This is a genomic window from Haloflavibacter putidus (assembly GCF_006546625.1).
Taxonomy (GTDB): domain Bacteria; phylum Bacteroidota; class Bacteroidia; order Flavobacteriales; family Flavobacteriaceae; genus Mesonia; species Mesonia putida.
The window spans coordinates 43,963-70,225 of the sequence record NZ_VIAR01000007.1 but is presented as its reverse complement, the minus strand read 5'-3'; the positions used below and the strand labels follow the sequence as shown (position 1 = coordinate 70,225).

Genomic DNA, 26,263 nt, shown 5'->3' with positions numbered 1-26,263 from the left:
AAGGCATCTTTTAATTGCAGAACAATGGCTACACCCAATTTAATTTTAAATGAAAGACAAATACTTCATAAAATTAAGCGTATTGCATACCAAATTTATGAAAACAACAGTACCGAAGAAAAAATAACTTTAGCTGGTATTGCGTCAAAAGGCTATCAATTGGCTGAAAAATTGCGTGAGCACTTACAAGAAATTTCACCTTTAAAAATAATTTTGTGTAAAATTGAAATCGATAAAGAAAACCCGCTGCTACCTATTAAAACCTCTTTGAAAAAAGAAGCCTACACCAATACCTCGGTTATTTTGGTAGACGATGTTTTAAACTCCGGTTCTACTTTAATCTATAGTGCCAAGCACTTTTTAGAAGTTCCTTTAAAAAAATTACAAACGGCGGTTTTGGTAGACCGAAGTCATAAAAAATACCCGGTAAAAGCAGATTTTAAAGGCATTTCTCTTTCTACTTCTTTAAACGAAACGGTAAAAGTTAGTTTTGAAAAAGAAACAAAAGTCGTATTAGTCTGAGTGTCTTTCCAGTTTACCCAATATTTTCTCTACAACTTTTTCTACAGTTGAATCTGCATCTACAACAACATCGCTTTGTTGATAATAATGCGTGCGTTCAAATAAATGCTTTCGTATAAAATCTTTTAATTGCTCTTTAGTTTCAAGATTGTGCAATAAAGGTCGTTTTTCTATTTCCGTAAACAAACGATTGGTCAACTCTTCTATACTTACTTTTAAATACACCAATTTTGTATTTGGCTGCTGCCGAATTAAAGACAGATTATTTGCATAGCATGGGGTGCCACCGCCCAAAGCTATAATTTGCTTTTTTTTGGTTTCTAAAAGTCTTTTTAAAACCTTATTTTCGGCTTTTCTGAAAAAAATTTCACCCTTTTTTGAAAAAATTTCGGAAATATTTTCGCCAATTTCTTTTTCTATTTCTTGATCTAAATCTACAAACGGAATTTCTAATTTACTGGATAACAAGCCTGCAGCAGCTGTCTTTCCGCTACCCATATAACCGCAAAGTACTATTTTCATTTTCTATGATTTTCTACAAATTTAAAGCGAATTAAAATTATAGGAAAATTGCCTTGATAAATTAATAATTGATGTTATATTTGCACCCGCATTCGCAAAACGAATGGATCTGGTAGCTCAGTTGGTAGAGCATCTCCCTTTTAAGGAGAGGGTCCTGGGTTCGAGCCCCAGCCAGATCACTAAGTAAGTTCTTTTAATAATTATAGAAATAGTCTGCTTTTTAAAGCAAATTCCCACTAGATCTGGTAGCTCAGTTGGTAGAGCATCTCCCTTTTAAGGAGAGGGTCCTGGGTTCGAGCCCCAGCCAGATCACAAAATATTTAAAACCCTGCTAATTTTTATTAGCAGGGTTTTTAGTTTTTTAGAATTGACAAGAGACTTAAGGGGTCAAGAATAATTGTTGTATTTAAGCAAAAATTGTAGCTAATCTGTATAGAAAAAACCAAGTAAAGCGGCTTAGGTTTTTATAACGAGCCTCCATTTATAGATTTTTTAAAAATCAAAAAAATAACGCTAAAAGTCCTTTTTGGTTTCTATGAGGTTTTAATGGACTATCTATGGAGTATCTATGAAGTATCTATGAGGCATCTCTTTATAAGGTTTTTTAAAAAATAACGCCAAAAGACTCTGTATTTTAAAAAATCTTTTCAGTAGCAATTTTATACTTAAAAAGTAGACCTGTTTCTTTAACCTTAAGTGGATTCTAATTTTTTCTGAAAAAGTTTGGGCGGGTGAAACTTAAGTCCCTCGAGAAGCTATCACAGTCCACAACTTTTTGGGAATACCCGCAAAAAGTCCAAGCTAAACTTCGATTTATAATTACTTTTCACCAATATGCGTAGCGCCACCCATAAAGATTTCGGCGGCCTCCATAATGGTTTCTGACAAAGTTGGATGCGGATGAATACTTAAGGCCAAATCTTCTGCCGTTGCTCCCATTTCTATGGCAAAGGAAATTTCCGCGATAAGCGAGCCTGCATTTTTGCCTGCCACGCCGCCGCCCAAAATCCTGCCGGTATCCGGTTCTATCAATAATTTGGTCAGACCGTTTGCTGTTCCTATAGCTCTTGCCCGTCCTGAAGCAGACCACGGGAATTTTAAAACTTTATGCTCTTTGTTCGTTCCTTTTGCTTCGTTTTCGGTGAGGCCGCACCAAGCAATTTCCGGATTGGTAAATACAATTGCCGGGATAGCGCGCGCATCGTAAGCAGCACTTTGTTTTCCTGCAATTACTTCGGCAGCTATTCTGGCTTGGTGCGAAGCTTTATGCGCCAACATTGGGCCAGGCGTGATATCGCCAATAGCATATATGTTTTTTATATTGGTTTGTAGTTTATCATTTACTTCTATAAAATCTTCCTTGTTAACCGAAATATCAGCCTTGTCCAATTTTAGAGAATCTGTGTTTGGCTTGCGCCCTATGGCAACCAAAACCAAATCGAATTCTTTTTCGGTTTCCTCTTTGTCTTTGTTTTTAAAAAGAACTTTTGCTTTTTCGTTTTCTACGGAAACTTTTTCGATTTTATGCTCCAATAAAACTTCCGCGAAAGCATGCTCTTTTTCAAAAACCTTAACCAAATCCCGATCGGTGTTGGGCAATAAATTTTTTGTCATTTCGGCAACGCTAACTTTGGCGCCGAGATTGGCATAAACACTGCCCATTTCCATACCAATATAGCCGCCACCAATCACCAACATTTTTTTGGGGATTTTTGGTAATTCGAGGGCATCGGTAGAGTTGATAACCACTTTCTGATCCAGTTCTATCCCCGGCAAATCTATAATGGAAGAACCGGTTGCTAAAATTAAATTTTCAAATTTCAGGTTATACTCCTCGCCTTCTTCCGGATAAATTTTTAGTTCTTCTGCCGAAGCAAATTCCGCTTTAGCTTGAACATATTCTATATTTTTACTTTTTGAAAGTTGCGCTAAGCCATCGGTCAACTTTTTTATGGTTTTGTCTTTAAAAGAACGTAGCTTTTTTAAATCGATTTTTGGGTTGTCGTATTCCAAGCCCCAGGCTTTGGCTTCTTCTGCCTCCTGTTTGATTTTTGTGACGTGCAGCAAAGCTTTAGACGGAATGCAACCTCTGTAAAGACAAACGCCGCCAGGCTTAGGCTCTGTATCGATCAACGTGACTTTTATTCCGAGATCTGCTGCTCTAAAAGCCGCGGCATAACCGCCGGGTCCGGCACCAATGACAATAAGTTCTCGCTTTTCTGTATTCGACATAAATGTTGATTTTAAAAAATTTAAGCTTCTAACAACGCAGCATACGGATCTTCTAAGGCTTGCGCTATCCATTTTAGAAAACGAATGCCTTCTGCACCATCTATTTGACGATGATCATAAGAAAGGCTTAAGGGCAAAATTGTGCCGGCTTCTAACTCATCATTTTTATAAATTGGACGTTTTTGAGCACGCGAAACACCTAAAATTGCTACTTGTGGCGGTAAAACAATGGGCGTAAAATTGGTGCCACCAATGCCGCCAAGGTTAGAAATGCTAAAATTACCGCCTTTCATTTCTTCCGGTTTTAACTCTCCGTCTCTTGCTTTTTGAGCTAGCTTTGTAATTTCTGTGCTTATTTCTAGAATAGATTTTTTATCGGCGTCTTTTAAAACAGGCACCAACAAGCCTTTTTCGGTATCTACCGCAATGCCGATGTTGATATACTTTTTCAAAATCATTTGTTGGTTTTCGAAATCTACGCTGGCGTTAAACTTTGGAAACTGGCGTAAAGCTGTGGCGCAAATTTTAACTAAGATAGCCGTAATCGTCAATTTACCACCGGCATCTTCTGCTTTTTCCTGGTGTTCTTCAATATATTTTTGAATGCCGCTAATTTCTGCTTCTTCGAACTGGAAAACATGCGGAATTTCTTTCCAAGCCTTGGAAACATTTTTGGCTGTAGCACTGCGAATACTCGAAAAGTCCTTCACTTCTGTTTCTCCCCACTGACTGAAATCGGGTAAAGTTGTGGAAGTTTCGCTACTTGAGGTTTTGTCTTCTTTAGCATAAGCTTTTACGTCTTCTTTGCTAATCCGGTCTTCTTTTGTCTCTATTTTGTTTATATCTACGCCCAATTCTCGCGCCAATCTTCTTACGCCAGGCGAAGCTGCCGGTGGTGTTTTTTCATTTTTCTCCCTTTCTTTTTTGTCGGATTTTTCTTGTTTTTCTGATTCTTCTTCCGCCCCTTCTTCTTTCCCCTTTTCTACTTTATCTTCGCCTGTCTCTTCTGATTCTTTTTCTTCTGAAATTTCCGACTCTTCTTGCTCTTTCTTTTCAGTTTCATCTTCAACTTCTTCAGTGTCGTCTTCTTTTTCTGCTTTTTTCTTTTCTTTATCTTTTTCTTCTTTTTCGTCTGATTTATCTTCAGAATTGGATTCATCTTCGTTTTCAGCTTCCTCATCGGCATCTTCTTCCGTTAAGGTTAAAATCACATCGCCGACTTTTACCTCATCGCCTTCACTTACTTTTATTTCTTCAACGGTTCCGCTTGCCGAAGAAGGAATTTCCACGGAAGTTTTATCGGATTCTACACTAATAAGCGACTGATCTTTTTCAATTTTATCGCCTTCCGAAACCAAAACTTCAGCTACTGTTGCGCTTTCTACGCCTTCTGCTACTTGTGGTATTTTTACTTCTATTGCCATAATTGTAAGTTTTAAAAATCGAATGTGCGCGGATTCTTTTTATCCGGATTGATTTCTAGTTTTTTAATTGCATTTTTAAGTTTTTCTGTAGGGAAATCGTCTTGACTTGCTAAATCGTACAAGACAGCATACACGATATTTTTGGCATCTACTTCAAAAAAATGACGAAGTTGCGCGCGGGTATCGCTTCGGCCAAAACCGTCTGTTCCCAAAGCCGTTAATTTTGCCGGAAACCATTTGGCAACGGCTTGTGGCAGCGCTTTAACATAATCTAAAGCTGCCACAAAAACGCCGTTCTCGTCTTGTAAAATTTGTTCTATATAGTTTTTCTCTGGGTTGAGCTGTGCTTTTTGTTTGTTTTTATGTTCGGTATCTATAGCATCGTCGTATAAGGCTTTATAGCTGGTAATGCTCCAAATATCAACCGATACCGCATATTCTTCTTCCAAAATTTCTGCTGCTTCCAAAACTTCTTTCATAATGGCGCCGCTACCAAAAAGATGCGCTTTTCTATCGTTAGAGTTTGAAGAAGTTTTGAATTTATACATTCCTTTTAAAATGCCGCCTTTTACATTTTCGGGCATTGCCGGCATTGGGTAGGTATCATTTACCACCGTAATATAATAAAGGCAGTTTTTCTTTTCTGCGTACATTTCTTTTATGCCGTTTTGCACGATAACGGCAAGCTCATACGCAAATGCAGGATCGTAAGCTTTTAGACTTGGAAAAGCTAAAGCGTTTAAATGACTTTGCCCGTCTTGGTGCTGCAAACCTTCTCCGGGAATACTGGTACGCCCCGAAATACCACCGATTAAAAATCCTTTTGCGCCAGCATCTGCAGCGGCCCAAATTAAATCGCCTACGCGCTGAAACCCGAACATAGAGTAGAAAAAGTAAAACGGGATAGTATTTACACCTTGATTAGAATAGGCCGTTCCGGCTGCGATAAACTCGCTCATACAACCGGATTCTGTAATGCCTTCTTCCAGGATTGCGCCTTTCTTCTCTTCTTTATAAAACAAAAGCGTATCCTTATCTACCGGTTCATAATTTTGACCTTCGGGTGCGTAAATTCCGGCTTGACTAAAAAGCGACTCCAGACCAAAGGTTCGGGACTCGTCCGGAATTATCGGCGTAACCAGGTTTTTTAAATTATCGTCTTTTAAAAGTTTACTTACAATTTGAACAATAACGCCGGTTGTGGCCGCTTCTTTATCTTCTGAACCTTCAAAAAAGCTTTCAAAAATTGAAGCGTCGGGTTCTTTTAAAGCTTCGGTTTTGTCTGTCCTTGTCGGAAGAAAACCACCTAATTTTTTTCTTCTTTCGAATAGGTAGTTTAGTTCTTCGCTGTCTTTTTCCGGTTTTAAAAAAGGTATTTCTTCTAAATCTTCGTCTGAAATTGGCAGCTTGAAATAATCGCGAAAGTGTTTTAAGGCTTCTTCGTCCATTTTCTTGGTTTGGTGCGCCACATTACTCGCTTCGCCAGCATCTCCTTGTCCGTAACCTTTAATAGTTTGTGCCAAAATAATAGTTGGTTGCCCTTTATGCTCTACAGCGGCTTGGTAAGCATTGTAGATTTTAGTCAAATCGTGGCCTCCCCTTTTAAAGCGTTTTAATTCTTCGGGAGAAATATTTTTGACTAATTCTTTTAAATCTTCATCGTCGCCAAACAATTCTTCTTTCATCAGCTCGCCATCTTCAAAAGCATATTTTTGTAATTGTCCGTCCGGTAATTCCGTTAAGCGTTTAAGCAGTTTATTGCTTTTATCTTTTTCAAAAAGCGCGTCCCATTCGCTACCCCATAAAACTTTAATCACATTCCAGCCAGCACCTTTAAAAAGACTTTCCAGTTCTTGAATAATTTTATGATTGCCGCGTACCGGACCATCCAACCGCTGCAGATTGCAATCTATTACAAAAATCAGGTTTTCCAATTTATCTCTTGCGGCAATACTAATTGCGCCACGAGCTTCCGGTTCGTCCATTTCGCCATCGCCAAGAAAAGCCCAGACTTTTTGCTTGTTCTCCTTAATAAGTCCGCGGTCTTGCATATATTTATTAAAACGCGCTTGGTAAATGGCCATAATAGCACCCAACCCCATAGAAACCGTGGGATGATTCCAGAATTCGGGCATTAATTTAGGGTGTGGATACGAAGTAATTGCGTGCGGAGAAAAAATGTCTCTACGGAAGTTTTCCAGATTTTCTTTGGTTAACCTGTCTTCCAGAAAAGCACGCGAATACACTCCGGGCGAGGCGTGGCCTTGAAAATAAATGTTGTCTGAACTGCCGTCTTCATAAACTTTAAAAAAATGATTAAAACCAACTTCCCAAAGGTTGGCAATAGAAGCATAAGTAGAAATGTGGCCGCCAATTCCTTCGTTTTTCCGGTTGGCTTTTGCTACCATTGCCATAGCATTCCACCGAATGTAAGCGGTTAATTTTTCTTCTAGTTCTATATTTCCGGGATAAGCTTTTTCTTCCCCGGAAGGGATAGTATTATAATAAGGAGTGGTAAAATCTTTTGAGGGTAAAGCGGCGTTTTTTGCTGCTTCTTCGCGGAGCAGTTCTAGAATAGTTTCGGCACGTTCTTTCGATTCGTTTTCTAGAATCCACCGAAAAGACTCTAGCCATTCTTTGTTTTCTTTTTCATGCTTGGAAGTTTTATTTTCTTTTGCCATAACCTGATTTTTACCACAATCCGAAACCACACAACTATAAAAATAGATGGGGTTGCTTGCATTTTTAGGTTTAAATTAAAGTTTATTTAGGGAGCGCGCAAAGGATTAACATAAGATTATACGGAAGTCTTAAGGTTTTTAACAAGCTGGTTTTATTGCTTTTAAACAGTTGTACAAAAGCAATAAAATTTCCGTAAGGAAAAGAGGATTTGCGTTTCTGTATAATGCGATTGTTGTTGTACTTAGAAACTGAAGACCTTGAACAATAACGGGGAGATAAAACTTAAAAATAAATTCTAAGCGGCTAAGCTTATTTTTTTAAAGTGTTTATATTTGCAGCGCGATAGAAAGAAATTTAATATTTCTTACCGCCCAGGTGCTGGAACTGGTAGACAGGCATGGTTGAGGGCCATGTGTTCTTTAGAGCGTATGGGTTCGACTCCCATCCTGGGCACTTTTTTTTACTTCCCGAAAACTGCTCATGTATTTAGGAAATTGTTAGAGGTTTAATTGTTTTTAATTCTACTTTTTGGTAATTCTGCTTTGAAAAACCTGTAAAACCACCAAATAACCCACCGTAAAAACATACACAATTTTCCAGTTTAGCAGACTTAGATTTAGTTGTTTAAACGGCAAAAAAAGTACGCTTAGACAGATAAATAAAAGCAATTGTGCTTTGTTGTGTTTTAGCAGGGCAAAATAAGCCAAGACAAGAAAGCCCAACATAATAAGCAAATGCAGGCTAAAGCTATGCGCTAAAGACTTTTGAAATAAAGCAAGCAGCAACAAAACACTTACAATAATTTGTGTGATCTGCTCTACTCTTTTATTTTTTGACTGCTTCCCCAACATTGTTTTCGGATGTTTACTAATTACTTCCTGTGTTTTCAAGATATTAGCTTTTTAATACAATTGTTTTGTGTAAACCACAAGTATAAAAGCCAGCTTCGCCAAAAGATGACGTACTTAGAAATAGTTTTTCTTTACGGAAGTAAAAAATGAAGGAGATAATCCTATGAAAACACAAGCTTGATAATCAATTGATTGCACTTTAAAACAAAAACAATTTAATTACTTTAACATGTTTTAACAAAAAAATGCTACTTTAGAATTTCAAAATTTCAAGCTTATCTTCTATGTATAAAAAGATTTTATTGTTGGTTATCCTTGTGGTAGCGTTGCAAAATTTAAACGCCCAATTTTCTAAAAACCACACAATTTACGCCACTACCGCAGCTAATTTTGGAAATTACCTAGGAGCAGATTTAAACCTCAACTATGTATATAAAGAAAAATATTCGGTAAAATTAGGCTATACACCCAACATTCGGGAAGCAGATAATACGCCGGCAGATTATACCGGTGGGTTGACAGATTTGTTATTTTTTGAATTTTTTAAACCCTATGATGAGTTACATAGTTTTAATTTGAGCGTAGGAAGAATTTATAAATTGAACAAAAAAGGCAGTATTAGATTAAATTTATCTGCCGGAATAGGTGTAGTACACTTAAAAGAACCTACCAATTGGCAACCTGTAGAAGATCCGGATTTTTTAGGTAACAACTATACGTATGATTTTAAAGAATACAACACGTTTAATTTTGTGTTCAACCCAAAAATAGAATTTCCGTTTACCCGGTATTATGGCGTAAGCCTTTCGCCAATGGTGCAAATCAACAAAGATCGGGTTTACTTTGGTATTGGTATTGGCCAAATGTTTGGTGTTTTACGTTCTAAAAAACAATAATTTTAAGCGTTTAATAAACCTTCCGGTTCCTTCGGCAGATTAAAATATATTTTATACCGTAATTTTTAATTTCTATCCGCTTAAAATAGGATAAAGGCTTACATAAGTTTTTTTTTCAACAACAGAAAAATACACTTAAAAATCAAAGCGTTAAACTTTTTCAAAATGGTAGGAATTGTCTTAGTTCTTTCGTTACATTCCGTGTAAACGAAAAAAGAATTAAAATGGATATTACTTTAGAACAAGCAGAAAAAGTGGTAAAAGCTGCAAAAGAAAAAGCCACCGCAATAGACGTAAAAATGAATATAGCCGTGGTAGATGCCGGCGCAAATCTAAAAGCTTTTGTTAGAATGGACGGCGCTTGGTTGGGTTCTGCAGACATCGCGATTAAAAAAGCAGAAACCGCACGTTATTTTGATATGAATAGTGGCGAAATTGGAAAGCTGTCGCAACCCGGCGGTTCGCTTTATAATATAGAACATTCTAACGGCGGTTTAATTACGTTTCCCGGAGGTGTTTTAATCAAAAACGCACAAGACGAAATTATTGGCGCAGTTGGCGTTAGCGGCAGCACGGTAGATAAGGATCACGCTGTAGCGGAAGCAGGAGCAAAAGCTATTTAATTATAGGTTTATAAGCAAAAATAGCAAGGCTGTCATAAAAAAGAAGCAAAATTAGCTTAGCGCTAAAACAGTATTTTTTATGACAGCCATTTTTTTGTCCGTTTTTAATAGAGAAAAAACCTCTTCTAAAAAGCTAATCTTTACAGAACGTTAAAATGGTTTTATCTCTAGCAAATTACCAGTATCTTTTCCGTAAAGAATTACGAATAAAATTAATTACTTATGGAGAATACTGTTAAAATAAAAGCAATAGATTCGGTTACCCACGATGTTAAAAGATTTCAATTAGAAAAACCCGAAGGTTTCAAATTTACGCCCGGTCACGCTACCGAAGTTTCTATAAACAAAGAAGGCTGGAAAGACAAAAAAAGACCGTTTACTTTTACCTCGCTAAACCAAGATGATTATTTAGAATTTACCATTAAAATCTATCCAGATCACGATGGCGTTACCGAGCAAATAGGAAAATTAGAAAAAGGCGACCAATTTATAATTCGTGATACTTGGGGCGCTATCGAGTATAAAGGTAATGGCTGTATAATTGCCGGCGGCGCAGGAATCACGCCTTATATTGCTATGTTACGCGATTTAAAACAACAAGATAAATTAGACGGGATGCAGCTAATTTACTCTAACAAAACAGATAAAGATATTATCTTAAAAGACGAATTGGACGAACTTTTGGGCACAAACGTAAAATATATAATCACAGATCAAGAAGATACCGAATATACAAAAGCGTATATAGACAAAGATTTCCTAAAAGATAACTTAACAGATTTGCACCAAAAATTCTACGTTTGCGGTCCGCCTAAAATGACCGAAGAAATAGGAAAAGCATTAAAAGATTTGGGCGCAGATGCAGATGCGGTAACCTTAGACGACCAGCAATAACCTGTCCCAAACCGGCATAAAAATTACATAATTTATTTTGTCTTTACGGAATAGTTATACCTTATTAAAAGTTTAAGAATAATTTTAAAACTGTTTCCAAACAAAACCAAACTATACCGGTTAACATCGTTTTATGTATATCTTAGAAATTAATAGTATCGAATTATTCTTGGGCTGCGTGCTTATTTTCTTTGCAGCTGTTTTCTTTCGGTATCTAGTAGCCGCCGGTATTTTTTATTGGTATTATTTTCGTCTAAAAAATGAAAAATACAAAAGCAAGAGATTGAGTTCGCGCGCTTTTAGAAAAGATCAGTTAAAAAAAGAAATCTATTGGAGTATGTGGTCGTCGCTTATTTTTGGATTTTTTGGTGCCTTGCTATTTTTCTTTTGGCAAAAAGACTGGACCGCAATTTATACAGATGTTAATCAATACGGTTTATGGTATTTACCAGTAAGTTTTATAATTTTAGCGCTAATTCACGAAACCTATTATTACTGGATTCATCGTGCGATGCATCATCCAAAAATTTTTAGAAAAGTGCATAAAGTTCACCACGACAGCTTGGTTCCTAGTCCGTGGACGGCATTTTCTTTTCACCCTTGGGAGTCTTTACTAGAAGCTTTAATAGTTCCTGCAATTTTATTGCTATTACCGGTACATATTTTTGTATTGCTGGGCTATTTAATTTTTATGACGTTAAGCAGCGTGATTAATCATTTAGATATTGAAGTGTACCCAAAAGCATTTATAAATAGCCCTTTCGGGAAATGGTTTATTGGCGCTACTCATCATCATTATCACCACGCAGAATTTAAAACCAACTACGGTTTATATTTCACTTTTTGGGACAGATGGATGAAAACCGAAAGTAAGTCTACTTTGTAATTGTAAAATTTTAAGATTATCATAAAGTCAATGCTGTTGCAAATTTTTTTCTTCCGTTAAGCCGAGCTTATCGGTAAAAAAATTATAAAACATCTAAATAATTAGCATTAAAAAACTATTTTCGATCTTCTATTAATATATAAACGCGTATGGCTTCGGGAATATTTGCAATTTTAGACGATATAGCTGCTTTGATGGACGATGTTTCGGTTATGAGCAAAGTGGCCGCCAAAAAAACCGCCGGGCTTCTAGGTGACGATTTAGCGGTAAATGCTGAAAAAGCCTCTGGTTTTGTTTCTTCTAGAGAGATTCCCGTTCTCTGGTCTATTACCAAAGGTTCGCTGCTTAACAAACTGATTATTCTTCCCATCGCTTTCTTATTAAGTGCGTTTTTCCCCATTGCAATTACCATAATTTTATTGTTAGGCGGCTTGTATTTAGGATACGAAGGCGCCGAAAAAGCCTATCATTTTTTTATACCGCACCAAAATTCCAAAAAAGAAGAATTAAAAGAAGCTAAAACAAAAGAAGAAATTTTGGCGGTAGAAAAAGAACGTATAAAAGCTGCTATCCTAACCGATTTTATCCTGTCTGTAGAAATTGTAATAATCGCCTTGGGCACTGTGGCGCAAGAAGCGCTCACGCTACGTATAATTGTAGTAAGCATTATTGCGCTTATCGCCACTGTTGGGGTTTACGGCATTGTCGCTTTAATTGTTAGAATGGACGACGCGGGATATAAACTTATTGAAAACAGCGATAGTGCCACTAGTTTTAAACATAAATTTGGGAAATTTCTGGTAAGTGCTTTACCAAAAATTATCAAAAGTTTATCGGTTATTGGTACAATTGCTCTTTTCTTGGTTTCGGGTGGAATTTTTGTACATAACCTGGATTTTTTTCATCACCTAGTTCCCGCCCTTCCTTCTTTTATTAAAGAATTTTTGGTAGGCATTGTTGTAGGTTTTATTTGTTTAGGAATTATTTTAGCTTTTCAGAAAATAAAAAATAATTTTACCAAATAGATAGTTATTGCAATTACTCAAATAATCTCTGACCCGTTTTTATACCACAAAATAGAAGGCTTTTACCTTTATTATAGGGATAAACCTTTAAAATTTCTTTACTTTTAAAGCGTAACTGTATAAACTTTACGGAAGAAAACTTTTCCCTAAAGACACTATAAAACAAATACGATTCACCCTAAAAATAAATACAGTAATGAATAGCAACAGAAACTACGGAATTGGAGGAAGTACGCCCGAAGTAGAATTATCTAAACTGCAAGAACCAAGCAAAAAACCAAGTCCTATTCAAGATAAGGAATTTCAAAACCGGATAGACAAAGCTTGTGCGGCCTTCAAGGCAGAAGGTTTAGATGCCCTTTATCTTAATGCCGGTACCAATTTATATTATTTTACCAATACGCAATGGAGCCCGTCAGAGCGTTTGGTTGGTGCTTTACTTTTTGCCGATGGTAGTCTTTATTATGTTGTACCAGAGTTTGAAATTGGCACTTTTTCTGATTTTATTGGAATAGAAGGAAAGATGATCCCTTGGTTAGAACACGAATCGCCCATAGATAAAATAGCAAAAAAAGTAGGAGAAATTACACATCTAGCAATAGACGATTCTACCCCATTTACTTTGGTTTCTAAATTTCAAGCGCATAAAAAATTTAAAATTAGCAGTGCAGAAAAGCTCATCAGAGATATACGAATGCTAAAAAGCGAAGCCGAAATTGCCCATCTTCAATATGCTATGAATTTAACCATGCAAGTACACCAAGCTACAGCAAAAATTTTGAAACCAGGTATTAGCACGGCAGAAGTTGAGCGTTTTATTGATAAAGCCCATAAAAAACTAGGTATTGCTAGTGGCAACTATTTTTGCATTGTTTTATTTGGCAAAGATACCGCGTTTCCGCACGGCGTTAAATCGCCTAAAACTTTAGAAAAAAACGAGCTTGTTTTGGTAGATACCGGTTGCCAATATAAAGGCTATATTTCTGATATTACCCGAACTTATGCTTATGGCGATGTTTCGGAAAAAGAAAAAGAAATCTGGAAAAACGAAGAAGACGCACAATTTGCCGCTTTTGAAGCTGCCCAAATCAGCAAGTCTTGCGGTTATATAGACGATCAAGTGCGTACGCAATTGGAAAAAGACGGCTTAGGACCCGATTATGATTTACCAGGATTGCCGCATAGAACCGGCCATGGAATTGGTGTAGAAATTCACGAACATCCGTTTATTTTAAAAGGAAACGATATTACTATACAAGAAGGAATGGTTTTTAGTATAGAACCAATGATAGTTGTTCCAAATGAATTTGGCATCCGACTAGAAGACCACGTTTATATGACAAGCAACGGACCAAAATGGTTTACCGAACCGGCGCATAGCATTGAAAATCCTTTTGGAGATAGAAATTAGCCAGAAATTTTGTTAGTAATTAAAGTCGTGTGATTTAGTCAACTTTTTATAACGATAAGATTTTGATTGACAATTGTTTAGAAAACCAAGAATTTAGTTTCAAATAAATTCTAAAAAAATTGCATATATATAGATGTGGTATATGTTTTTTTGATAAATTTAACCCTTCTACTTTAGGTGATTAGGTGTAATAAAGATTATTGCAACAAGCATCTATTAAGTAGTTTATTATTAACTAATTGTATCATTAAAATTTAAAACAATGATTAAAAAGTCCATGAAAACTTTGGCAATCGTATTTGCCTCATCTATGCTATTAACATCTTGCTATTCTTACACTACCGTAGTAGGAGAGGGTGCACAAGGAAGTAACGAAACTACACAATGGAATCATTATGTGGTATATGGTTTAGCTCCGGTAGGGGTTTCTGACTCTAAAGAAATGGCTGGCGGTGCAGAAAATTATACCGTACACACGCGACATTCTTTTGTAAATGGTTTAATTGCAGGAATTACCTTTGGTATTTATACCCCAACGGTTACAACTGTAACCAAATAATAATTCTAAGAAAATCTGCCTTAATATTAGTTTATAAACCTTTCAGGTCTTTAACCTAAATGTATTGAGGTAGGTTTTCTTCATTTTATATTGATTGTTTTTATGAAAAAAATTCTATTTTACATTTCGCTTATCATAGGGATACTACTCTTTCTTAATGTACTAAAAATTGTAATAACAGATTTTAATCGGCTTACTGAATATGGCTTTGGCTACTTAGCCGGTAAAATAACTTTATTATTATTGTGTGGTCTTGTTATGTATTTTACGAAGAGAAATAAGACACAAATCACTACTTAATAATAAATTAGCAGCAATAAAGTTTTATATAAGCTCTATTTAATTCCGCGTAAGCTTTACTTAACAAAAAAAATTCTTCAACTTAGGTAATTTTCATTTCATAGCTCTAACTTATTAAGCTAAGCAATATTTTCTTTATAATTTATCTTATTAACTAGTAAATTTCTAATTAATAGAAAGCAAATAACTATTGTTATATAAGTTATACTAATCAGTAAAGTTATTACTTACAAGCTTTATTTATTACATTAGAATTTCTAAAAAAGAAATCTATGGCTACAAATAATTTACAAGCGGTTAAATATTCTATGTTAGAATTGGCGGTTGTGGGACAAGATATTCCCATTCCCCAGGTTTTAGAAAACAGTTTAGAAACGGCACAAAAAGCAGAAGAATTAGGTTTTAACCGATTTTGGTTGGCAGAACATCATAATATGAAAGCAATTGCCAGTTCGGCCACCAGTATTCTAATTGGTTATATTGCCGGCGGAACAAAAAATATACGAGTAGGTTCTGGTGGCGTAATGTTACCCAACCACGCCCCATTAATAATAGCTGAACAATTTGGTACTTTAGCACAATTGTATCCTAATCGTATAGATCTAGGCTTGGGTCGCGCTCCCGGAACAGACCAAACCACAGCCCAAGAAATACGCAGCGACAGGATGCAAGCTGTTTATCGTTTTCCGGACGAGATAGATAAAATACAAGCTTTTATAGATCGTAATTATGCAAAAGTACGCGCTCCAATTGCAGAAGGTGTCAACTTGCCTTTTTATGTTTTAGGTTCCAGTACAGATAGTGCTTATGTAGCGGCAAAAAAAGGTTTGCCTTATGTATTTGCCAGTCATTTTGCACCCACGCATTTAAAAGAAGCTTTACGGATTTATCGCGAAAACTTTCAGGCTTCCAAATTTTTAGAAAAACCTTATGTAATTGCCGGAATTAATGTAGTTGCTGCACCAACGCAAGAAGAAGCAGAAACTTTATCTACCAGCATGTTACAAATGACGGTTGGCATCTTAACCCAAAAAATGACTTATATGCAACCGCCAATTCCTATGAACGATGAATTACAAAAAATAAAACACCATCCTGCAGTAGCCCAAATGAATAAATTTGCCTTTGTGGGAGATGCAGCAACTATTAAAACACAAATTGAAGATTTTGTGACTACCTATGATATAAACGAGCTTATGGTTTCTTGCAATGTTTACGAACAAGAAAAACGCATACAATCTTTAGAAATACTTGCCAAGATTATGCAAGGCAAAACTGCATAGTTTTACCAAAGCAGCAAGCCAATAATATAAATAGCGCTTCCTAAAAGCAATAATAGTAAGGTGTAAGGCAAAATATCCCGCGCTTTCAATTTTGTAATTGCCAATAATGGCAAAGCCCAGAAAGGCTGTAACATATTGGTAATTTGATCGCCGTAAGCTAAGGCCATTACCATTTTATTTAGTGGGACATTTAATTTTAAAGCACTTTCTAAAATAATTGGTCCTTGCACAGCCCATTGCCCGCCGCCGCTTGGCACAAAAATGTTTACCAAACCGGCGCTAAAAAAGCTTACGATGGGTAAAAAAGTAGCATTGGTGTTGCTTACCATAAACGAAGAAATTTGGCTTACCAAGCCGGTTTCTTTCATAACGGCCATAATACCAAAATAAAGTGGAAACTGAATTAATATTGCGCCCGCACCAACAATAGCTTGTTGTAAAGCTTTGGTAAAAGAAGCAAAAGATTGGTGCAACAAAATACACAAACCCAACATCAAAAAATTGAGCATATTGGGTGTAAGACGTCCGGCGAGTAAAAAATCGTGATACGAAGCTAGAAAAGCCATCACTAATAAGATTCCAAAAATAATTTTGAAAACCGGTGAGTGGTCTAACCTCTCTGCTCCCTTTAAAGTAGTTTCACTAGAAAATTCTACTTTTTCTTCCGCGAAAGCGGGAATAGTAGCTTTGGTATTTTTTGCAGTAAAATATAAAACCAACGGTACTACAGTTAACAAACAAGCAAAAACCAATAAATTGGGTACCGAAAAAATGGTTGTAGTAGTTTCTATATTCTGTGGCAACGCATTTGAAATAGCGGCATTTCCGGGAAACAAACTGGCTAAATGTCCGTTTTCTGCTACCTTTAAAGGAGCGCTACCACTCATCCCGCCGTGCCAAACCATTAAGCCAACATATCCGGCGGCACCAATTAGCGGATAATTGATTTTAAAATTACGTTTTTGTGCGGCTTCGGCGGTTTTTCTAGCCATTATTGCGCCAAAAATCAAGCCCAAGCCCCAATTAAAAAATGCGACCAACATAGTAGAAATTGCAACCACCACAACTGCTTGTGTGTTGTTATTTATACGATTGGTAAGTAAAGTTGTTAATTTGGAAATCGGTTTGCTTAGAACCAAAATATGACCTAAAACCAGAATAAGCATCATTTGCACCATAAAAACAAGCATAGCGGGATTCCACATGCCGTTTTGCCAGATTTTAATAACTTCCCAACCTTGGTGCAAATTACTGCTTCCGGTAAAAAAAGTGGCGATAAGCAAAATAAAAAGACTAAGAATAACCGCTAAGCTAAAGGGAGAGGGAATAAAACGTTTAAAACTGCTTTCTATAAATTTACTTATTTTCATTTGATGGGTTAGGTTTTTAGAAAATGCGTAAAAACTTTACGGAATAAAAATAATGTATTTAAAAAAGCAGTAAAGTTAAAGCGTTTTTAATTTTAACTATACTTTTATAAAACGAAATCTCTTACTTAAAGCCATTTTTTAATAAGTAAACCAACTACATAACCAAATATAGCGTGTGCAAAAGTCCAATAAATCCAAGCGCTTAAGTTATCTGCTGCCGGCGGTTTTGGAGATAGAGCGGTCAAGAAAAATAAAGCGCCACCTCCAATAGAATAAACCAAAACATAGATTAATATTCGTTTTTCTAAACTTCTAATTCTAAGAAGATAATATAACGCAAAAATGCTTACCAAACATGTTACAAAATGAAATATATACCCAAATAACCAAACCGGTTTTAAGGTATTGATAACCGGGATATAATCAAAATTGAACAACAGAATATAAGCCGGATTACCTGTAAACCATAATACCAAACGCAAAACAAGCATTAAAACCAAACCCGCAATTAGACTAACAGCTATAAGTTTTAAGTTTTGTTTCATTCTAGAGGATTAAAATAAGTTGTTGCTAATGTAGTAAATATAGAAAAAATAGTATCAGCGTTTAAAACCGCAAGTTCCATTTTTTGCTTGTTTTATTGATTTTATTATTCCATAAAGCTAAAAACAGTATCTTATTTTAACGCCACTTTTATTTCGGTAAAAAAAGATATAGCCCTATTTTCAATGAGTTTGAAGCTTTATTCTGCTATATAGATATTTAAAAAAATGTTTCTAAAATAAATTTGTTTAAGTTTTTAACTTAACCTTTAAACAAAAACTAAAATTAATATGTACCTTTGACCAAAGATTAAACGTGATGGGGCATATTAAACAACAATTTTCTATTAAAGATTTGGAGCAGCTTAGCGGAATTAAAGCCCATACTATACGTATTTGGGAAAAACGCTACGGAATTTTGCAGCCCAAACGTACAGATACCAACATTAGGTATTATGACCTAAAAGCTTTACAACGCATTTTAAACATTGCACTTTTAAACGAAAATGGTTATAAAATTTCACGTATAGCCAAAATGAACCCGGACGAGGTTAAGAGTTTGATAAAAAGTGTTTCTTCTATAAACAGTGACGAAAGCAGAGCGATGAAAGCATTTAAGCTGGCTATGATAAATTTTGACGTACATCTGTTTAATCAAACCTATAATAGCGTTTTCAAGACCAGAAATTTTAGGGAGATTTTTAAAGAGCATTTTCTGCCTTTATTGGAAGAAATTGGTACCTTATGGCAAACCAATACCATACATCCGGCGCAAGAACATTTTATTACCAATTTAATAAGACAAAAAATTTATTGGAATATAGAGCGCTTAGACCGTATAGAAGCAACCCGAAAAGATAAATTGTTTGTATTGTTTCTTCCCGAAGGAGAAATTCACGATTTAGGAATATTGTATCTAAATTATGAGCTGTTGGCATTGGGTTATAAAGTAATATTCTTGGGGCATAGCTTACCGTTTACCGATTTAAAATATTTGGCAGAAACAAAAGAAAATATTCACTTTGTAAGTTACTTAACAGTAAAACCGGATAACTTACATGATTTTTTAGAAGATTTTCAAACAGAAGTTAGCAGCAAAATATCTTGTCAATATTGGCTTTTAGGTAGGAAATGCGAAAGTATACGTTCGGAAGACTTGCCGGAAAACATCAAACATTTTAAAACCACCAACGATTTTATAAAAAACCTACATGACTAAAAGTATAATTATTATAGGAGCCGGATTTTCTTCTTTAGCCGCAGCTTGCTATTTGGCTAAGAAAGGTTATCATGTGCAAATGTTTGAGAAAAACGAAAGTGTTGGCGGTCGCGCCAGACAATATAAAGAACAAGGGTTTACGTTTGACATTGGTCCAACTTGGTATTGGATGCCGGATGTATTTGAACGTTTTTTCGCAGATTTTGATAAGCAATCACAAGATTATTATGCTTTGCAGAAATTGAGTCCGGCCTACAAGGTTTTTTTCGGTAAAAACGACAGTATAACTATTGGCGATACTTTAGAAAAAATTTGTGAAGCTTTTGAAGAAATTGAGTCCGGCAGTTCTGTTCAATTAAGAAAATTTATAGCCAAAGCAGAAAACAATTATGAAATTGCCATTAAAGATTTGGTGTACAGACCTGGCGTTTCGCCATTAGAATTAATTACCCCGGAAACGGTTAAGAAGTTAGATCAATTTTTTAGCACCATCGCCAAAGAAGTTCGTAAAAGCTTTAAAAATCCTAAATTGGTGCAAGTTTTAGAATTTCCAGTGTTATTTTTAGGAGCCAAACCATCGGATACGCCCGCATTTTACAGCTTTATGAATTTTGCCGATTTTGGTTTAGGTACTTGGCACCCTAAAGGCGGCATGTTTCAGGTAATTTTAGCGATGAAGAAATTAGCAGAATCTTTAGGCGTAGAAATAACCACCAATGCTTCGGTAGAAAAAATTGAAGTAGAAAACAAAGCCGTAAAATCTGTATGCATAAATGGTAAAGATTATGCTGCAGATATCGTATTGAGTGGTGCAGATTATCACCATACAGAAAGCTTATTAGAATCTACGCAACGGCAATATTCAGAAAAATATTGGGAGCGTCGTACATTTGCTCCTTCGTGTTTACTATTTTATGTAGGTTTTGATAAAAAACTAAAAAATGTAGACCATCATACCTTATTTTTTGATGTAGATTTTGAAAAACACGCAACGGCCATTTACGATAAGCCTAATTGGCCGGAAGAACCTTTGTTTTACGCAAGTTTTCCTTCAAAAACAGATAATGATTGTGCTCCCCAAGGTAATGAAGCGGGCATCTTTTTAATTCCTATAGCACCAGGTATAAAAGATGAACAAACGTTAAGAGAAAGTTATTTTAATAAAATAATACAGCGTTTTGAAAAGCTAACCGGAAACAAAGTGCAAGAAAATATTATATTTAAAAAGAGTTTTTGTGTGAAAGATTTTATAGAAGACTATAATTCGTACAAAGGCAATGCTTATGGTTTGGCCAACACATTGTTGCAAACCGCATTTTTGCGACCAAAATTAAAAAGCAAAAAAGTAAAAGGCTTATTTTTTACCGGACAGCTTACAGTACCCGGTCCCGGCGTGCCCCCGGCATTAATTTCGGGAAAATTAGTAGCAGATTTAATTGAAAACCACCACTAGAACTATGAAATCTATTTTTGACCAAGTTTCGCATCTTTGTAGTAAAAGCGTTACCCAGACCTACAGTACATCCTTCTCTGTAGCCACAAAACTTTTAGCGCCTTCTATACGCCAAGATATTTATAATATTTACGGTTTTGTGCGCTTTGCAGATGAGATTGTAGATAGCTTTCATCAATATAACAAAACAGCTTTATTCAATAAATTTGAAGAAGATTTATATGCGGCTATAGAAGACAAAATAAGCCTTAATCCCATATTAAATTCTTTTCAAGAAACGGTACATACCTATAATATAGAAGAAGATTTGTACCGGGCTTTTTTAGATAGTATGCGTCTAGATTTACATAAATCTGTTTATTTTTCTGAAGAAGAATATAAAGCGTATATTTACGGTAGCGCAGATGTAGTGGGTTTAATGTGTCTTAAGGTTTTTGTAAAAGGAAATCAAAAAAAATACGACGCCTTAAAAAACGACGCAATGCGCTTAGGTTCTGCTTTTCAAAAAGTGAATTTTTTACGGGATTTAAAAGCAGATTATGAAGATTTGAGTCGTTCTTACTTTCCAAACATAAATATAGAACAGTTAGACGAGCAAGGTAAAGAACGAATTATTAATGAAATTGAAGGAGATTTTAAGCAGGCTTTAAAAGGTATTTTAAAATTACCGGTAGAAGCTAAATTAGGTGTATATACTGCTTATATTTATTATTCTAAATTGTTGTATAAATTAAAGAAAACACCTTCAAGACAAATTAGAAATAAACGCATAAGAGTGCCAGATTATCAAAAAGCAGGACTATTGTGCAAATGCTATTTATCATACAGATTTAAATTGATTTAAAGATGCAAATTTTACATTGGATATTAATTTTCTTAGGTACCTTTTTCTTTATGGAATTTATGGCGTGGTTTACCCATAAATACATAATGCACGGTTTTTTATGGAGTTTGCACAAAGACCACCATTATAAAGACCATAGCAGTTGGTGGGAGCGCAACGATTTATTTTTTGTGTTCTACGCCTTGGTAAGCATTGGCTGTTTTCTGCTCTGGAAATACGAAAATATCTGGTTTACCTTGCCAATCGGACTTGGTATTTTGGCTTACGGAATTGCTTATTTTACCGTACATGACATTTTTATTCACCAACGTTTTAAACTTTTTAGAAACGCCAACAATTGGTACGCACGTGGCATAAGACGCGCACACAAAATGCACCATAAACACTTAGGCAAAGAAGACAGCGAAAATTTTGGCATGCTCATTGTCCCCTTCAAATATTTTAAACGCAAATAGCTTCTAATTCCTTTTTTTATGGCATCGCAAAGCTTCGATTATATAATTGTAGGCAACGGCTTGGCCGGGTTACAACTAGGTTTGCGGTTGGCGAGTGATTCTTATTTTGCCTTTAAAAAAATTGCGCTTATAGACAAATCGGCGAAGACCGTAAACGATAAAACTTGGTGCTTTTGGGAAAAAGGAGACGGAAAATGGCAAGAAATTGTACATAAAACCTGGGAACACGGACTTTTCCTTTCGGAGGAAAAAAAAATTGAATTAGACCTTGCGCCTTATAATTATAAAATGATTCGCTCGAGCGATTTTTACAGTTATTGTAAAGCAAAATTAAACGCCTATCCGAACGTAAGTTTTATTGAAGAAGAAGTAACAGATGTACAAGAAAACGAAGAAGTAGAAGTACTTACCACCCAACAAAACTACAAAGCTAAACACGTATTTGACAGCAGGCTGCCCAAAGCATTCTCAGTAAAAGAAAAATCCGGAATCAGTATTCAACAACATTTTAAAGGTTGGTTAATAGAAACCAAAGATTTGCAATTTGACCCAGAACAATTTGTAATGATGGATTTTAGCCTGCGGCATAAAGAGAGTACCAGTTTTGGCTATATTTTACCCTTAACGGAAAAACGCGCGCTTGTAGAATACACCTTCTTCACGCCTTTTATGGTAGACGATAAAACCTACGATGCGCTACTGGAAGAATATATAAAAACACGATTAAATTTACAGCAATACACAATTACCGAAACCGAGAAAGGAAATATACCAATGACGAGTTTTCCTTTTTATAAATACCACTCGCAAAAAATAACCAAAATTGGCACAGCGGGAGGCTGGGTAAAACCAGCAACCGGTTATAGTTTTAAGTTTACCGAAAAAAAGGTAGAACAAATAATTTACAATCTGAAGAACAACCGTAATCCTTCTACACAATTACAACAAAAGAAATATCCTTTTTACGACAAAATTTATCTGAGTGTTTTGGCCAATCATAACCATAAAGGAAAATGGATTTATGAAAACTTCTACGAGAAAAACGAAATTCAGGATATTTTTAAATACTTAGACGAAGAAACCAGCCTAACCGAAGATTTTAAAATTATGAAAAGTTTATTTTCTTTTGAGTTTATTCAGGCATTCTTTAGAACGCTTTAGGATTTACTTTAAAATATTATCTAATAAATTTCGCATTTTTTCTCCGTTCCAATTGGCAGTCCCGGTCTTTTCTATTACAATTTTTCCTTTTTTATCTATAACATAAGTCGTGGGCAAAGAATAACCGTTTAAAGGTTTAGGCAAAGAAGACGCGCTATAATATACCGGTAAGTTGTAAGCGTGTTTGGCAAAAAATGCATCTATCCTTTCTGGCTCATCGTTGGTTATAAAATAAAAGTCTACTTTCTTGCCATAATCATCATACAATGCTTGTAAATCTGGCATCTCTGCAATACACGGCGGACACCAAGTAGCCCAAAAATTAATGAGCACTACCCTATTTTTAGATTTTTTAAACGTGTGCAATTCTCCTTGCGTATCTTGTAATTGCCAATTGTAAGTACTTAGTTGTTCCTGATTTTCTTCCGCTACGACGGAAGGCGAAAAAGCAATAAGTTTATGAATAGCAACTTGAATGGGTTTTCTAGTTACCGGCAATAATAAAATGAGCATAAACAGGACAAACAAAATGTTTTTCCAGTGTTTTTTTAAAAATTTCATAATAAGACAAATTAAAAAAAGGCCGCCATATAACTTTAAAAATTACAGGCGACCTAGTTCTTAAAACAAATACTTAGCAATTATGCGGCATTCATCTTTTTAATCATATTTAAGGCAGAACCTTCTTTATACCATTCTATCTGATTCTTGTTGTAGGTATGGTTTGTTTTAATGATATCTTTTGTACCATCTTCGTGCACAACCTCTACCGTAATTGGTTTTCCTTCCGCAAAGTCTTCCAGATCGATAAAATTAAACGTATCATTTTCTTGTATTTTGTCGTAGTCACTTTCGTTTTCAAAAGTAAGACCTAACATACCTTGCTTTTTAAGGTTGGTTTCATGAATACGTGCAAAAGATTTTACCAATACCACTTTTACGCCCAAGTGTCTTGGCTCCATTGCTGCGTGTTCTCTAGAAGAACCTTCGCCATAGTTGTGGTCTCCCACTACTACTGTTGGAATATTTTTCTCTTTATAATCCCGTTGTACATCTGGCACACCACCATATTCTCCGGTTAATTGGTTTTTAACAAAATTGGTTTTCATATTGAAAGCATTTACCGCACCAATTAGACAGTTGTTAGAAATATTGTCTAAGTGACCACGGTAACGTAACCAAGGTCCGGCCATAGAAATATGGTCTGTGGTACATTTGCCGTGTGCTTTTATTAACAACTTAGCATCGGTAATATTTTTACCATCCCAAGGCTCAAACGGGGTTAATAATTGTAAACGCTCAGAATCTTCTGCTACATCTACTTTTACGCTACTGCCATCTTCTTTTGGTGGCACATAACCGTTTTCTTTTACCTCAAAACCTTCTGGTGGCAACTCTATACCGCGTGGCTCGTCTAACATTACTTCTTCGCCGTCTTCGTTGATAAGCTTATCGCGCGTAGGATCAAAATCTAATCTTCCCGAAATTGCAATTGCAGCCACCATCTCTGGCGAACCTACAAAAGCATGCGTATTTGGGTTACCATCTGCACGTTTAGAAAAGTTACGGTTAAACGAGTGAACAATGGTGTTTTTTTCGTCGCCTTTACGGTCGCTTCTATCCCACTGGCCAATACAAGGTCCGCAAGCATTGGTGAACACGGTAGCATCTAAATCTTCAAAGATTTTTAGAAGTCCGTCTCTGTCTGCTGTAAACCTAATTTGCTCTGACCCGGGATTGATACCAAAATCTGATTTTGGTTTTAATTTTTTATCTAAAGCTTGTTTCGCAATAGAAGCTGCTCGCGTCAAATCTTCGTAAGAAGAGTTGGTACAAGAACCAATCAAGCCCCAATCTACATTTATTGGCCAATCGCTTTCTTTAGCTTTTACACTCATTTCTGATATTGGAGTAGCTAAATCTGGGGTAAACGGTCCGTTTAAATGTGGTTTTAATTCTGATAGATCAATTTCGATAACCTCATCAAAATATTTTTCGGGGTTTTCGTAAACTTCGTCATCTCCGGTTAGGTATTCACGTACTTCGTTGGCAGCATCTGCAACATCATTACGATCTGTGGCACGTAAGAAACGCTCCATAGAATCGTCGTATCCAAAGGTAGAAGTAGTTGCGCCAATTTCTGCACCCATATTACAAATGGTTCCTTTTCCTGTACAGGACAAGGCCTTAGCTCCGGGACCAAAATATTCTACAATTGCGCCGGTTCCTCCTTTTACGGTTAAAATGCCGGCCACTTTTAGAATTACATCTTTAGAAGCCGTCCAACCGTTTAAGCTTCCCGTTAATTTTACACCAATTTGTCTAGGAAATTTAAGTTCCCAAGGCATTCCGGCCATTACATCTACGGCATCTGCGCCACCAACTCCAACAGCCACCATTCCCAATCCGCCAGCGTTTACAGTGTGCGAATCGGTTCCTATCATCATTCCGCCGGGAAAGGCATAATTTTCTAATACAACCTGGTGAATAATTCCTGCGCCGGGTTTCCAAAAACCTATTCCGTATTTGTTAGAAACAGAACCTAAGAATTCAAAAACCTCGTTACTGGTTTCGTTTGCGCGTTTTAAATCTTTTTCTGCACCTTGCTTCGCTTGTATAAGGTGATCGCAATGTACGGTGGTTGGCACTTCTACCTTATCTTTACCGGCTTGCATAAATTGCAGTAAGGCCATTTGTGCCGTTGCATCTTGACAAGCAATTCTGTCTGGTGCAAAGTTTACATAATCTTTTCCTCTTTCATAAGCTTGAGAAGGCTTGCCATCCCAAAGATGGGAGTAAAGTATTTTTTCTGAAAGTGTTAGCGGTTTGCCTACAATTTCACGTGCATTATCCACGCGCTCGGCAATCTGGCTATACACTTTCTTAATCATATCAATATCGTATGCCATAATTTTTTTATTTTTTGAACTGTCGCGAAATTAAACAATTTAAATGAATTTTAAAAATGTGTAGTCTTTTTAGCTTTTCATTTAGAAAAAAGCATAGAAATAGACAATTCGTTAATTATAATAAATATAAATAAGCGATTGCTTCTTAAAAATTATTAATTTAATAATTTGAGTAGGAAATAATGGGATTTTAATAAAAA

At 35.9% G+C, this 26,263-nt stretch carries 23 protein-coding genes and 3 tRNA genes; 17 read left to right on the top strand and 9 right to left on the bottom strand.

The features are described from left to right. Nucleotides 1-24 precede the first annotated feature (24 nt). Nucleotides 25-522, top strand: coding sequence for a phosphoribosyltransferase family protein (locus tag FKR84_RS08380; protein WP_141421848.1), 498 nt, complete (start codon nucleotides 25-27; stop codon nucleotides 520-522). On the opposite strand, the gene FKR84_RS08375 is transcribed toward FKR84_RS08380, so the two are convergent. Beyond that, on the bottom strand, nucleotides 514-1,044 hold the full coding sequence (locus FKR84_RS08375; protein ID WP_141421847.1) for a shikimate kinase: 531 nt from the start codon (nucleotides 1,042-1,044) through the stop codon (nucleotides 514-516). The two genes, FKR84_RS08380 and FKR84_RS08375, sit on opposite strands and share 9 nt — an antisense overlap. Before the next feature lie 106 nt (nucleotides 1,045-1,150). Between FKR84_RS08375 and FKR84_RS08370 the strand changes: the two genes are divergently transcribed. Together FKR84_RS08370 and FKR84_RS08365 are read left to right on the top strand one after the other, a co-directional pair. Then, nucleotides 1,151-1,223, top strand: a tRNA-Lys gene (locus FKR84_RS08370). A 60-nt stretch (nucleotides 1,224-1,283) separates the two neighbouring features. Next, nucleotides 1,284-1,356: transfer RNA gene (locus FKR84_RS08365), tRNA-Lys, on the top strand. A 507-nt stretch (nucleotides 1,357-1,863) separates the two neighbouring features. On the opposite strand, the gene lpdA is transcribed toward FKR84_RS08365, so the two are convergent. The 3 genes from lpdA to aceE are packed head-to-tail and all read right to left on the bottom strand — an operon-like array spanning nucleotide 1,864 to nucleotide 7,381. Beyond that, complete coding sequence (gene lpdA, locus FKR84_RS08360; RefSeq protein WP_141421846.1) at nucleotides 1,864-3,276, bottom strand: dihydrolipoyl dehydrogenase; 1,413 nt, start codon at nucleotides 3,274-3,276, stop codon at nucleotides 1,864-1,866. A 20-nt stretch (nucleotides 3,277-3,296) separates the two neighbouring features. Continuing rightward, a complete protein-coding gene (locus FKR84_RS08355) occupies nucleotides 3,297-4,700 on the bottom strand; it encodes a 2-oxo acid dehydrogenase subunit E2 (RefSeq protein ID WP_141421845.1) in 1,404 nt (467 codons plus the stop codon). 11 nt (nucleotides 4,701-4,711) lie between these two features. Beyond that, nucleotides 4,712-7,381, bottom strand: a complete 2,670-nt coding sequence (aceE, locus tag FKR84_RS08350) for a pyruvate dehydrogenase (acetyl-transferring), homodimeric type (RefSeq protein WP_141421844.1) — start codon at nucleotides 7,379-7,381, stop codon at nucleotides 4,712-4,714. Nucleotides 7,382-7,751: 370 nt separating this feature from the next. Here aceE and FKR84_RS08345 point away from each other — a divergent pair. Beyond that, a tRNA-Leu gene (locus tag FKR84_RS08345) sits at nucleotides 7,752-7,835 on the top strand. Between the two features lie 68 nt (nucleotides 7,836-7,903). On the opposite strand, the gene FKR84_RS08340 is transcribed toward FKR84_RS08345, so the two are convergent. Further along, nucleotides 7,904-8,272, bottom strand: coding sequence for a DUF6804 family protein (locus FKR84_RS08340; protein WP_141421843.1), 369 nt, complete (start codon nucleotides 8,270-8,272; stop codon nucleotides 7,904-7,906). 245 nt (nucleotides 8,273-8,517) lie between these two features. On the opposite strand from FKR84_RS08340, the gene FKR84_RS08335 reads away from it, so the two are divergent. The 8 genes from FKR84_RS08335 to FKR84_RS08300 all read left to right on the top strand — a co-directional run bounded on the left by FKR84_RS08335 (nucleotide 8,518) and on the right by FKR84_RS08300 (nucleotide 16,110). After that, nucleotides 8,518-9,129, top strand: coding sequence for a hypothetical protein (locus FKR84_RS08335; protein WP_141421842.1), 612 nt, complete (start codon nucleotides 8,518-8,520; stop codon nucleotides 9,127-9,129). Between the two features lie 224 nt (nucleotides 9,130-9,353). Further along, a complete protein-coding gene (locus FKR84_RS08330; protein WP_141421841.1) occupies nucleotides 9,354-9,752 on the top strand; it encodes a GlcG/HbpS family heme-binding protein in 399 nt (132 codons plus the stop codon). A 222-nt stretch (nucleotides 9,753-9,974) separates the two neighbouring features. After that, nucleotides 9,975-10,646, top strand: a complete 672-nt coding sequence (locus tag FKR84_RS08325; protein ID WP_141421840.1) for an FAD-binding oxidoreductase — start codon at nucleotides 9,975-9,977, stop codon at nucleotides 10,644-10,646. Nucleotides 10,647-10,779: 133 nt separating this feature from the next. Then, a complete protein-coding gene (locus tag FKR84_RS08320; protein WP_141421839.1) occupies nucleotides 10,780-11,532 on the top strand; it encodes a sterol desaturase family protein in 753 nt (250 codons plus the stop codon). Between the two features lie 149 nt (nucleotides 11,533-11,681). Next, a complete protein-coding gene (locus tag FKR84_RS08315) occupies nucleotides 11,682-12,557 on the top strand; it encodes a DUF808 domain-containing protein (RefSeq protein WP_141421838.1) in 876 nt (291 codons plus the stop codon). A 196-nt stretch (nucleotides 12,558-12,753) separates the two neighbouring features. Next, on the top strand, nucleotides 12,754-13,968 hold the full coding sequence (locus FKR84_RS08310; RefSeq protein ID WP_141421837.1) for a M24 family metallopeptidase: 1,215 nt from the start codon (nucleotides 12,754-12,756) through the stop codon (nucleotides 13,966-13,968). 262 nt (nucleotides 13,969-14,230) lie between these two features. Beyond that, complete coding sequence (locus FKR84_RS08305) at nucleotides 14,231-14,527, top strand: Bor family protein (RefSeq protein ID WP_141421836.1); 297 nt, start codon at nucleotides 14,231-14,233, stop codon at nucleotides 14,525-14,527. Nucleotides 14,528-15,099: 572 nt separating this feature from the next. Further along, complete coding sequence (locus FKR84_RS08300) at nucleotides 15,100-16,110, top strand: LLM class flavin-dependent oxidoreductase (protein ID WP_141421835.1); 1,011 nt, start codon at nucleotides 15,100-15,102, stop codon at nucleotides 16,108-16,110. 2 nt (nucleotides 16,111-16,112) lie between these two features. On the opposite strand, the gene FKR84_RS08295 is transcribed toward FKR84_RS08300, so the two are convergent. Further along, nucleotides 16,113-17,480, bottom strand: a complete 1,368-nt coding sequence (locus tag FKR84_RS08295; RefSeq protein WP_141421834.1) for a short-chain fatty acid transporter — start codon at nucleotides 17,478-17,480, stop codon at nucleotides 16,113-16,115. Nucleotides 17,481-17,605: 125 nt separating this feature from the next. Beyond that, nucleotides 17,606-18,025, bottom strand: a complete 420-nt coding sequence (locus FKR84_RS08290) for a hypothetical protein (protein WP_233357718.1) — start codon at nucleotides 18,023-18,025, stop codon at nucleotides 17,606-17,608. A gap of 316 nt (nucleotides 18,026-18,341) precedes the next feature. Between FKR84_RS08290 and FKR84_RS08285 the strand changes: the two genes are divergently transcribed. The 5 genes from FKR84_RS08285 to FKR84_RS08265 are packed head-to-tail and all read left to right on the top strand — an operon-like array spanning nucleotide 18,342 to nucleotide 23,154. After that, nucleotides 18,342-19,241 (top strand): MerR family transcriptional regulator, encoded by a 900-nt coding sequence (locus tag FKR84_RS08285; RefSeq protein ID WP_141421833.1) that lies wholly within the window; start codon nucleotides 18,342-18,344, stop codon nucleotides 19,239-19,241. Then, nucleotides 19,234-20,694 (top strand): phytoene desaturase family protein, encoded by a 1,461-nt coding sequence (locus FKR84_RS08280; RefSeq protein ID WP_141421832.1) that lies wholly within the window; start codon nucleotides 19,234-19,236, stop codon nucleotides 20,692-20,694. The genes FKR84_RS08285 and FKR84_RS08280 overlap by 8 nt, the downstream gene beginning before the upstream one ends. Before the next feature lie 4 nt (nucleotides 20,695-20,698). Further along, entirely contained in the window at nucleotides 20,699-21,538 is an 840-nt protein-coding gene (locus FKR84_RS08275) for a phytoene/squalene synthase family protein (protein ID WP_141421831.1), read from the top strand. A 2-nt stretch (nucleotides 21,539-21,540) separates the two neighbouring features. Next, nucleotides 21,541-21,993 carry a sterol desaturase family protein gene (locus FKR84_RS08270; protein ID WP_141421830.1) on the top strand — a complete coding sequence of 151 codons (453 nt, stop codon included), beginning with the start codon at nucleotides 21,541-21,543 and terminating at the stop codon, nucleotides 21,991-21,993. 18 nt (nucleotides 21,994-22,011) lie between these two features. After that, on the top strand, nucleotides 22,012-23,154 hold the full coding sequence (locus FKR84_RS08265; protein WP_141421829.1) for a lycopene cyclase family protein: 1,143 nt from the start codon (nucleotides 22,012-22,014) through the stop codon (nucleotides 23,152-23,154). Between the two features lie 3 nt (nucleotides 23,155-23,157). Here FKR84_RS08265 and FKR84_RS08260 read toward each other — a convergent pair whose 3' ends face one another. Continuing rightward, nucleotides 23,158-23,715: a TlpA family protein disulfide reductase gene (locus FKR84_RS08260; RefSeq protein ID WP_141421828.1), complete on the bottom strand. Its 558-nt coding sequence runs from the start codon at nucleotides 23,713-23,715 to the stop codon at nucleotides 23,158-23,160. 80 nt (nucleotides 23,716-23,795) lie between these two features. Next, on the bottom strand, nucleotides 23,796-26,063 hold the full coding sequence (locus FKR84_RS08255; RefSeq protein WP_141421827.1) for an aconitate hydratase: 2,268 nt from the start codon (nucleotides 26,061-26,063) through the stop codon (nucleotides 23,796-23,798). Nucleotides 26,064-26,263: the final 200 nt, after the last annotated feature.